Origin of the sequence: Helicobacter sp. MIT 00-7814 (genome assembly GCF_003364115.1) — a bacterium.
Lineage (GTDB): Bacteria > Campylobacterota > Campylobacteria > Campylobacterales > Helicobacteraceae > Helicobacter_F.
Map to the genome: position 1 here is coordinate 39192 of NZ_NXLL01000016.1, position 10174 is coordinate 49365.

The 10174-nt window shown below is 42.5% G+C and carries 7 protein-coding genes; 5 read left to right on the plus strand and 2 right to left on the minus strand.

Annotation, left to right across the window (positions count from 1 at the left end):
- Positions 1 to 17 precede the first annotated feature (17 nt).
- From CQA49_RS06165 to CQA49_RS06175, 3 genes are read left to right on the plus strand one after another with little or no spacing between them, the layout of a single operon-like run.
- Positions 18 to 1043 carry a L,D-transpeptidase family protein gene (locus CQA49_RS06165; protein ID WP_258864241.1) on the plus strand — a complete coding sequence of 342 codons (1026 nt, stop codon included), beginning with the start codon at positions 18 to 20 and terminating at the stop codon, positions 1041 to 1043.
- The gene (locus CQA49_RS06170; protein WP_115575091.1) at positions 1044 to 1844 is read left to right on the plus strand and encodes an undecaprenyl-diphosphate phosphatase; all 801 of its coding nucleotides are present in this window, start codon (positions 1044 to 1046) and stop codon (positions 1842 to 1844) included.
- A gap of 52 nt (positions 1845 to 1896) precedes the next feature.
- Positions 1897 to 2673: a hypothetical protein gene (locus tag CQA49_RS06175; RefSeq protein ID WP_147288660.1), complete on the plus strand. Its 777-nt coding sequence runs from the start codon at positions 1897 to 1899 to the stop codon at positions 2671 to 2673.
- Here the strand turns inward: CQA49_RS06175 and CQA49_RS06180 are convergent.
- Entirely contained in the window at positions 2670 to 5012 is a 2343-nt protein-coding gene (locus tag CQA49_RS06180; RefSeq protein WP_258864242.1) for a motility associated factor glycosyltransferase family protein, read from the minus strand. The two genes, CQA49_RS06175 and CQA49_RS06180, sit on opposite strands and share 4 nt — an antisense overlap.
- Before the next feature lie 34 nt (positions 5013 to 5046).
- Positions 5047 to 6591, minus strand: coding sequence for a flagellin B (locus tag CQA49_RS06185; protein ID WP_115575093.1), 1545 nt, complete (start codon positions 6589 to 6591; stop codon positions 5047 to 5049).
- A 167-nt stretch (positions 6592 to 6758) separates the two neighbouring features.
- On the opposite strand from CQA49_RS06185, the gene topA reads away from it, so the two are divergent.
- Together topA and CQA49_RS06195 are read left to right on the plus strand one after the other, a co-directional pair.
- Complete coding sequence (gene topA, locus CQA49_RS06190; protein WP_115575094.1) at positions 6759 to 8957, plus strand: type I DNA topoisomerase; 2199 nt, start codon at positions 6759 to 6761, stop codon at positions 8955 to 8957.
- 1 nt (position 8958) lies between these two features.
- Positions 8959 to 10005, plus strand: a complete 1047-nt coding sequence (locus CQA49_RS06195) for a microcin C ABC transporter permease YejB (protein ID WP_115575095.1) — start codon at positions 8959 to 8961, stop codon at positions 10003 to 10005.
- Positions 10006 to 10174 lie beyond the last annotated feature (169 nt).

A 10174-nucleotide genomic window follows, 5' to 3' on the forward strand; every position in this document is an offset into this window, starting at 1 on the left:
GGCATGGAGGGCAAAAGTTGAAAAATTTTTTTATAGCGTTATTTTTTAGTCTGTCTTTTTTATCTGTAATTTACGCAGATGAGGCGCATAAGCCACTTGATGAAAAGACATTTGAGCTTATTAATCTCTACCAAACACAAGGTATTGCAAGCGTGCAAAAGGAGCTAGAGCGCTATTTGCTCACGCCAGAATATTGGCTACGCGCGATTGAGGGCAAAGATGTGCGCTATGGCTATTATGAAAATATAAAATATCTTTTTGTTTCGGATAAGGCAGTGCCGGATTTGAGGCTTTTTAAGGTTACGCAAAATGGCTTTGAATCCCTTGGAAGCTCTAGCGCGCTTGTGGCAAAAGGTAAGGGGCATAAAAAGCTAGAGGGCGATTTGACAACGCCCATTGGGGTGTATGATTTAAACGCACGCCTTAGCGGATTGCCGCCTTATTATGGACCGCTTGCTTTTGCGACAAATTACCCAAATACTTATGATAAATCATTGAAAAAAACAGGTGGCGGGATATGGATTCACGGATTGCCCTTGGATGGGAACAGAGAGGAGCTTAACACAAAGGGTTGCATCGCCATTGATAATGAGATTCTTAAAAATTACGATAAGCTAATTAACTACAGGGATAGCGCGGTGATTATTTCAGAAGGGGCTTTGCAAGAAGTGAGCGCGCAGGAAATTGCCGCGCTTTTAAGCGGGCTCTTTTCTTGGAAGGAAGCGTGGAAAAATGGCGATTTGCAAAGCTATTTGAATTTTTATGATAAAAATGATTTTATCCGAGAAAATGGTATGCGTTACCCTGCATTTGCAGACTACAAGGCGCGTGTGTTTGCAAAAAACGAGCAAAAGCAGATTGATTTAAGCGCGATTGATATTTTTCCCTTCCCAAACGAGCAAAATAAGACGATGTTTCGCCTAAGCTTTAAGCAAGATTACAAGGCGTTTTTTAATGGTAAATTGAACTTTAGCTCAAACCACCGCAAGGACTTGTATGTGTGGCTTGAAAATGGCAAAATGAAAATTTTAAGCGAGAAGTAAATGGGCTTTTTTGACGCGATAATTTTAGGCTTGGTTGAAGGACTCACGGAGTTTTTCCCTATTTCATCGACAGGACATATGATTTTAGTCTCAAGCGTGCTTGGATTAAAGCAAGATGATTTTTTGAAAACCTTTGAGATTGTCGTGCAGCTTGGCTCGATTTTAGCGGTGCTGTTTTTACTCTATAAGCGCTTAATGCAGGGCATTGATATTTGGATAAAGCTTGCCATTGGATTTGTCCCAACGGGGATTTGTGGGCTATTTTTGTATAAACACATTAAGGCGCTTTTTGATGGCTATGTCGTGGCGATTATGCTTATTCTTGGCGGGATTGTGTTTTTGCTCATTGAGTACAAGCATAAGGGCAAGGAATACGCGGTGAATGAGATTTCGCAAATTAGCTTTAAGCAGGCGTTTCTTATCGGGCTTATGCAGTGTTTGGCGATGATTCCGGGGACTTCAAGGAGTGGGGCGACGATTGTTGGCGGGCTACTGCTTGGACTTAATCGCAGGGTTGCAGCGGAATTTTCCTTCCTTTTAGCCCTGCCTACGATGTTTGCCGCTACAGGCTATGATGTGTATAAGAATCTGCATATTTTAGATTCTGCAAATCTTGCAATTTTGCTTGTTGGCGGGGTTGTGGCTTTTATCTCGGCACTTGGTGCGATTAAATTTTTCCTTTTCTTTGTGTCAAAATTTAGCTATGTCCCTTTTGGAATCTATAGAATCCTCATAGGTGCGCTGTTTTTAGCATTATTTGCTTTTGGAGTGCTAGATGCGCATTCTGAACTTTTTAGCTAAATTTGGGTTTCTTTTTTTTTTTTTTTGCTCTCTTAGCCTTGCTCAAGATTCCATGACTTTGCCTCGCCATAGCTTTTCATTAAGCTTTAGCGGGCAGTATTATCTCTACAAAGAACCACGCGTGATGGATATTTCGGGGCTTTTTGGCGGAGTTGGCGCGGAATATAAATACTTCAACGATGATGCCTTTTTTGGAGAAGCACATCATCAAGTAAATTTTGCATATTTTAGCACTTCAAGCGCGCGCTACAATGGCTCGGAATGCACTCGCAATGCTTGCACGCCATTACATACAGATTCTAAAGACACTTACACATTTTTTGAATACCACTATAAGCCCCTTTTTATCCACACGAGCAATGCATTTGTGAGCTTTGACATTGGGCTTGGCTATCGCTTTTTGACTAACCAAATCTCTGCAAACTCTGGCTACAAACGCGAGCAAAGCTATCTCTATCTTATCTCTGGGTTTAACGCGCAATACGCACTTCATTCTGATGTTAGGCTTTTTGCAAATGTGCTTTATAAAAGCCTTTGGAGTGGGAAAAACACGAGCTATTTTAAGGATTTGGGTTTTGATAGTAACCTTGAATTTACACAGCATAGCGGGTTTGGGTTGGAGCTTAATTTTGGCGTTGAGCGAGAATTGAAAGAATATGGAATCGATATGGGCGTGGGCGTTAGCGCGTATTTTGAGTATTGGAATATTGCAGAATCTAACGCCCAGCCTTTGTATCAAGCAGGTGCGCTTTATTCTTATTTCAAAGAGCCTTACAATTACACGCAAGCCTTTGGTTTGCGGATTTTATTATCTTATAATTGGTTTTAAACTTCCCACTGTTCAAAGGCTTTTTTTGCCACTTCAATAACGCTATCAATCCCCCCAGCAAGCGAAAACAGCCAGTATTTATGCGCGTAGAGCAAATCAATTTGCTTTGCCTTTAGCTCGATTTCATCTTTTGCCACGCGCACGATAATTTTAGCGATTTCCATCTCTTGATGCACGATATAAGATTGTATCGCGTCATTAAAGCACATGCTAAACTTCTCTTCCTTGAAAAACTCCTTCACTTCCTCGATATGCTCGAGCGCATTTGTGAGAATCTCAAAGTCAAAAGATTCCAAAGCATTTTGCTTGTTTGCTTCTTCTAGCTTTTCGATTAGCCCCGCTACTTCCAAAAACACCTCTTCAATTTTTGCTTTTTTCTCCAAACCAAAGTCGATAAATTCCTGCGTTTTTTGGCGCGCTTTGCTAAGATTTGCTTGATAGGTTTTTGGCGTAGGTGAAGCGAGGATAAGAGATTCTTTTTTGCCCCCATTTTCGCAACCCTTTAGCGCTTCTAAAAAGCTCATCTCTTTTGTCCCTTTAATGCGCGCGCCACCTTCTGTAGCATTTATCACCTCGATTTTATAAGGCGTTTGCGCAATATCTGTTTCGTAAAATTCCAAAAAAAGCTTCCAAATTGAAGTGGATTTCACCTCGCCTTTTCCCCCATACGCAGGGAGCAAAACGACATCTTTGCGCTCTTGTGGGTTGATTTCATCTTCGCCATACACAGCATTTTTTGCATGTGAGCTTCCAGATTCTGAAAATGCCAAATCCTGCCCGATTAAAATCACCCTTTGAAAGCGCGCATACACCGCCATTTCATACGCCATATTTGCCGCACTCATTCCCACGCCAATATAGCCATATTCCTTAAAATCAAAATAATAAGTGTAGCCAAATGGGCGCATATTATATTGCACCAAATCGCCTTTGAGCGCGTCTTTGAGGCGCTTATGCACGATGGAGCTAATGGCAAAAATCACGCCTTTATGCGCTTGCTTTGGCGTGTCTTCATAAAATTTCGCCGTCAAATCAACGCGCTCTAAGCTCAACACAACATCAGGCTTAATGCCTTCTCTTGCGAGGATTGGGAATGATGCGTCAATGCAAAAAATCGTAAGATAATCTTGGTATTTTTTTAAAAGTGGCAGTTGCTTGCTAAGGCTCGGACCTGTGGCGACAATTACCGCGGTGCTACCTTTTATTCCATCAATTGGTATCGTCTCAGCGGAAGTGAATTCCGCTTCGCCTCCGCTTCGCTTACGCTCGCGCCCATATTCGATATTTTCTAATTGATGAGAATCTTGGATTCTATCGCGTTGGCTTGTTGTTTGGGAATCTGTTTTATTAATTGTATTATCTCGTGCGAGTAAATCGCACTTCGCCTCCGCTCCTATTCCATCAATTGGTATCGTCTTCGCGGAAGTAAATTCCGCTTCGCCTCCGCTTCGCTTACGCTCGCGCCCATACTTGATATTTTTTGAGTTTTTAGATTCTGTAGATTCTGCAACGCTGTTTGGTTGCGTAAGGTTTTTTGTGGATTGCTTCGGATTTTGTGAATCCTCACAATGACGCGTGGCGTTTTTTGCTTCGCTAGAATCCACAGATTCTGCAAAATCACTTGCCTCGCTTTTAAAATACCGTGCGCGTTTAAAGCGCAATTCCTCCAAAAGCTCTAAAAGTGTCGGTGAAGCAAGCATTTGAGGCAAAGTCGCAATATGATGCGAAATCCCAATGATAGAATCCCTGCTATCATTCCCCACGCTTATCACGCAATGCTCCAGCGCACGCACAATCCACTTATTAAACTCAATACTTAGCGCGCTAAATTTTTCATAATATCCATTAAAAATATGCAAATCATACAGCCGCGCATAAAGCTTTGTGTGCTTGTCTTTGATAAAATTATCAAGCACTTCTTGATAGCTTGTTTCTCTATCCCAAAAAAGAATGCGCCCTTGCAAAATCTCTTGCGAAAAATCCAGCAAATGCAACACAATAAAGAGAATCTCAAGCTCTGGCTCAATCACCACCACGCGTTTGAGATTCTCATTTTGCAACAAAACCTTATAAAACACGCCATTGCCAAGCCCGAAAAAATACAAATACGGATACAGCGCATAAGGCATAAAGTTAATAATCTTTTCATTTGTGCTTTTTAGCGGTGTTTGGGGGAAGAGAGGCGTAGAATCTACTTTGTTGATGATGTTAAAATCCAGCGCATCATTTGTTAAAAAAACTTCATATTTTTGGTTTGGGATAACCCTTGCTAAGCGCGCGCTTAAGGCAGGATTTTTAAGCTTTAGCGCGCAAAAGTTTGTTTCAAAAAAATCCTGCATAAAAGTTTAAGAATCCATAAAATTTTAAGAGGCTCTATTGCAAAAGGCGCAAAACATTTTGTTGCACTGCATTTGCCTGCGCCATTGCAAAGCTACCACTTTGCGCCAAAACATTATGTTTAGAGAAAGTCGCAGATTCTGCGGCGAAATCCACATCGCGGATTTGAGATTCTGCGCTTTTGACATTGACTTGTGTGACAGAAATATTATTAATTGTCGCCACAAGCTGGATTTGCGCTGAACCGATATCTGCGCGAAGTTTATCAAGCTGGATTCTCGCAGATTCTGCCATATCAATTACCACCATCGCGCCTTTTAGGCTTGTCACACCCGCACCTATTCCGCCTGCGTGCAATTCTGCTTGCGCCACATTGGCATTTGCCCCAGATGCTGAAGCAATGTTAGAATCCATCTCCCCTCGCACCGAGCGTAGATTCACGGTGTATTCCGCAATGCCTTGCGCAGTGTGGAATCCCACATGGCTAAAGTTCGTCCCGCTAATGATAATATCGCGTGCGTCTGTGCGGATAAGCGTCAAGCGCCCAACGATTGTGTGTTCTGTCCCGCTAATCCCAGCGAAATTCCCCCCGCCAAAAACTGCTCCTGTAGCACTTTGCGTCCTAATAGCAATCGCGCGCCCATCAGTGCTGCGCAAATTTAAGCGCCCGGTAATATCGATAAATGCCTCTGTCCCTGTGCGCTCTTTGACAGAGTTAATTGCATTGATAAGGCGTCCATCTGCGTCATTTTTACGCACATCATTGATTGTCCCAATTGTTACATTATTTATCACCAATCCATGCACGGTGCCTGAGAGCACAGGACTGCTTCCTGTCCCCATGACATTCCAAGTAGCGCGCACGCCCAGCGTGTCTGCGTGTTTATTGATAACTTCTGAAAGCACACCGATACCGGTATTTGCAGAGGTTGAAATTTTAACCGTTTCAAGGGTAAAGCTATTTTTCCCATCAACTTCTTTGACATGAAACATCACTTCTGTAAGGTTGCGCGCTGCACCAGAAGCGAGCATTCCGCTAGCAGAAAATGAGGAGCTTTCCATCCTAATATGTCCGATTTTATCCGAGCTTGTAGGACCGATAGAAGCTTTGATCGTCGTGTTTGAATACGCGCCGATTTGAAATTCTTTATTAGAAAATGCGCCGGAGAGCATTTGTTGTCCGTTGAAGCTTGTTGTGTTTGCGATATTATCAAGCTCTTCTAAGAGGCGCAAAATATCACTTTGCAGGGCTTTGCGAGATTCTGTAGTTTGTCCATCTTGCGCGGCTTGAATGGCTTTTGTCTTAATCGTATCAAGGATTTTTAGCTGCTCGTCCATCGCCTTATCTGCAACTTGAATCATACCAATAGCATCATTTGCATTCCTTACTGCTTGCCCTAGCCCTTCACTTTGTGAGCGCAAACTATCAGCGATAGCCATACCTGAAGCGTCATCAGCAGCCTTATTAAGACGCAAACCAGAGCTTAACTTCTCTAGCGAGCTGTGCAAGCTTCTATTATTTGCAACTCCGATTGTATGTGCGTTCAACGCAGAAATGTTTGTGTTAATCCGAAAGCTCATGTTCAGAATCCTTTTTTTTTGCTAAAGTTTTTCTTGCTTGTGCCGAATAAAGCAAAAGATATTCCACAATTTTTGTGCGCAAAATTTGCATAAAATTAAAGAAGTTTTGTGTTTTTTACTTTCATTGTGATAGAATTTCTCAAAAACCAAGCAAAAGAGAATCCCCAATGAAAAACCTTATCATCGTAGAATCTCCCGCTAAGGCGCGCACGATTAAAAACTTTTTAGGCAAGGATTATGAAGTTATCGCTTCAAAAGGGCATATCCGCGATTTGCCAAAATACACGCTGGGTATCAATGTGCAAGACAAGCACTTTGTGCCAACATATATGATTGACAAAGATCATAAAGGCATTGTTGAGGAAATTAGAAAGCTTGCCAAAAAGGCAAAGACGACTTATATTGCAACCGATGAGGATAGAGAGGGCGAGGCGATAGGCTACCATATCACGCAAACGCTTGATTTGCCCACAGAGGAATTTCCGCGCATCGTGTTTCATGAAATCACAAAAAGCGCGATAAAGCACGCGTTAGAAAATCCAAAGCGCATTGATATGAATAAGGTTAATGCACAGCAGGCAAGAAGGCTACTTGATAGAATCGTGGGCTTTAAGCTAAGCAATCTCATCTCTTCAAAAATCGCGCGTGGGCTAAGTGCTGGGCGCGTGCAAAGTGCGGCACTAAAGCTTGTGATTGATAAAGAGCGCGAGATTCAAAGCTTTGAAAGCGTGACTTATTTTCTTATCCAAGCGCATTTTGAGACGGATAAAAAAGAAATTATAGAATCTGAACTCATAAGCTATGAGGGCAAAACACTGCAAAAGCTTTCTTTGCAAGATGAAAAAGAGGTTAAAAAGATTCTGACAAATCTCAAAAAACAGCAATTTATCGTGGCAGAAATCAATAAAAAAAGTAAAAAAACTACTACGCCTCCGCCATTTATGACTTCCACACTCCAGCAAGCCGCCTCGACACAGCTAGGCTTTGCCCCAACTAGGACAATGAGCATCGCCCAAAGGCTGTATGAAGGCGTGCAGACGCATGAAGGCGTGATGGGCGTGATTACTTATATGAGGACAGATAGCCTTAATATCGCAAAAGAGGCAAGGGATAGCGCGCGCGAGGTTTTGGCAACTCACTATGGCAAAGCCTATGTCCCAGCGAAGCCAAAAACCTACGCCAGCAAGTCAAAAGGCGCGCAAGAGGCGCACGAGGCAATCCGCCCGACAAATCTTGGATTCACACCAGAGATTGCAAAAAGCTTCTTAAAGCCAGAAGAGCTTAAGCTTTACACGCTCATTTATAAGCGCTTTTTGGCAAGCCAGAGCGTAGATGCGGAGTTTGAGTTGCAAAATATTATTTTTGCAAATGAGGACAAAAGCGCGCAATTTAAGGCAAATGGTAGGCGCCTAGTCTTTGATGGATTCTATAAAATTTTAGAATTAGAGGATAAAGATGAATTGCTCCCGCAACTCAAAGTCAAAGAATCTATCAACGCGCAAAAAATTGCAAGTGTCAAAAAGCAGACAGAGCCACCAGCGCGCTATTCTGAAGCGAGCCTTATTAAAAATCTCGAAGCGCTTGGAATCGGCAGACCTAGCACCTACGCCCCGACAATCTCGCTCCTTCTTGGGCGCGATTATCTTCAAAGCGAGAAAAAGGCGCTTGTCCCTACGCAAAGCGCGTTTCAAGTGATTGAAGTGCTAGAATCTCATTTTAATGAAATTGTGGATAGCAATTTTTCCGCTGCGCTTGAAGATAAGCTTGATTCTATCGCGCAGGAAAAGGCGGATTGGAATCAAGTGCTGTGGGAATTTTACGAGCCATTTATGCAAAAAATTGAAGATGGCAAGCAAACCATCGCTTCACAAAAGCAAGCAATCCCAACAGGCGAGCTTTGCCCAAAATGCAATAAAGAGCTTGTTTTGCGCAAGGGGAAATTTGGCGAATTTGTCGCATGTAGCGGGTATCCGAAGTGTAAATATATCAAGCCTAGTGAATCTCAAGATTCTCAAAGTGTGGGTGAAAAATGCGAAAAATGTGGCAGAGATATGGTGAAAAAATTTGGGAAAAATGGCGAGTTTATCGCATGCAGTGGCTACCCAGAATGCAAAAATACAAAATCGCTCAAGCCAAAAGAAGTCCTTGGCGTACCATGCCCAGAATGTGGTGGGAATCTATTAAAGAGATTCTCAAAACGCGGGGCGTTTTATGGTTGTCAAAATTACCCAAAATGCAAATTTATCTCCAAATATCCGCTTATAAAAGAGCGCTGCAAGGAATGTGGCGGGGCGATGGTAGAGCGCGAGCTAAAAAGTGGGAAATTCCACGAGTGCCTAAAATGCAAGCATAAAACTGAGTGCTAGCGTGCTTGGTTATATCTCTAAGCGCTTGGCACTGCTTGTGCCGACTTTATTTGGGATTCTTATCCTTAATTTTCTCCTTATCCAACTCTCCCCGGGCGGTCCGATTGAGCGCACTATCGCAAAGCTAGAGCGATTGGACAAGCCCGCAGAATCTGCTATCGCGCAAAAAAGCTTTTATAAAGGAAGCAACGGCTTAGAGCCTGAGCTAATTAGGCAGATTGAAAAACTCTATGGCTTTGATAAACCCCTGCTAGAGCGCTTTTTTATAATGGTAAAAAATTACGCGCTTTTTGATTTTGGTGAGAGTTTTTATCGTCAGCAAAAAGTGCTTGACATCATCATCGAAAAGCTCCCTGTGAGCATTTCTCTAGGCTTTTTTAGCACGCTTATAATCTATCTTATTAGCATTCCTTTAGGCATTATCAAGGCAAAAAGGCATGGAAGCGCGTTTGATATCGCCACAAGCTTTGTGGTGGTGATTTTTCACGCGATACCGAGTTTTTTATTTGCGATTTTTTTAATCGTGCTTTTTGCGGGCGGGAGCTATTTTGATATTTTCCCACTGCGCGGGCTTGTGAGTGAGAACTTCGCGCAAATGGACTTTTTTGGAAAAGTTAAAGATTATTTGTGGCATTTGTGCTTGCCTGTGCTTTGTATCTCTATTGGCGGTTTTGCCACACTTAGTATGCTGTGCAAAAATTGCTTTTTAGAAGAAATCCACAAAACCTATGTCCAAACAGCGCGTGCAAAAGGCGCGAGTGAGCAACAGATTCTCTATAAGCATATTTTTCGCAATGCAATGCTTTTGATTGTGAGCGGATTTCCGATGGTGTTTGTGGGAATGTTTTTTAGCGGAAGTTTGTTGATTGAGATTATCTTTAGCCTCGATGGATTGGGACTTTTGGGCTATGAAAGCGTGGTAAATAGGGATTATCCCATCATTTTTGGCACGCTGTATATTTTTACTTTCCTAGCGCTCATCGTTGGCATTATCAGCGATGCACTCTATGTGGTGATAGATCCAAGGATTCACTTCGGAACTCGCTAGATTCTGAAAATTTGTAATGCAAATTTTTAGAATCAAAGGAATTTTAGTTACGCGCAAGCGTAACCATCACTCTCGCCCCTTGCGTGGTGAAAAAAAGCGGTGATTTAGCATTAGCAGAAGTGCTAATGCCCGATTTTTTTCTAGCAAGGGAAGTAGCGAGGCTCTCCCC